General features: G+C 52.4%; 1 protein-coding gene. It reads left to right on the top strand.

What is annotated here, in order from left to right; genetic code table 11:
- A partial coding sequence (locus R7R24_RS27580) for a DHH family phosphoesterase (RefSeq protein ID WP_318120252.1) occupies positions 1-656 on the top strand: 656 nt, incomplete at both ends.

Genomic DNA, 656 nt, shown 5'->3' with positions numbered 1-656 from the left:
GGTAGCAATAACGTCGATTACTTGGTGCCGAACCGCTTTGAAGATGGCTACGGTTTGAGCCCAGAGGTGGTCGATCAAGCATTGGAACTTGGCGCAGAAATGATCATGACGGTCGACAATGGCGTATCGTCGATTGAAGGTGTGCGCTACGCCAAAGAAAATGGCATTACCGTATTGGTGACAGACCACCATTTGCCAGGACAAGTTCTGCCAGAAGTGGATGCGATGGTGAACCCAAACCTCGACAGTTGTGCGTTTCCTTCTAAAGCGTTGGCTGGCGTTGGTGTGGCGTTCTATCTGATGATGGCGTTGTGTGTCCACATGCGCAAACACAACTGGTTTGCTCAACAAGGCATGCAAGAGCCGAAACTGATGGAGCTGATCGACCTTGTCGCACTGGGCACTGTCGCTGATGTTGTGCCGCTTGATGAGAACAACCGAATTCTGGTGCATCAAGGTTTGCAGCGCATTCGTGCGGGGAAAGCGCGCCCAGGTATTCAGGCACTGATTGAAGTGGCGAAACGCGATGCGCGACGTTTGGTGGCATCGGACTTCGGCTTTGCATTGGGGCCGCGTATTAATGCCGCTGGCCGTTTAGACGACATGTCTTTTGGTGTTGAGCTACTGATGTGTAACAACATCCATGCTGCACGTCG

It is taken from the genome of Vibrio sp. 704, assembly GCF_033339295.1.
The sequence above is the reverse complement of the archived record's forward strand: the minus strand, read 5'-3'. Positions and strand labels throughout refer to the sequence as shown.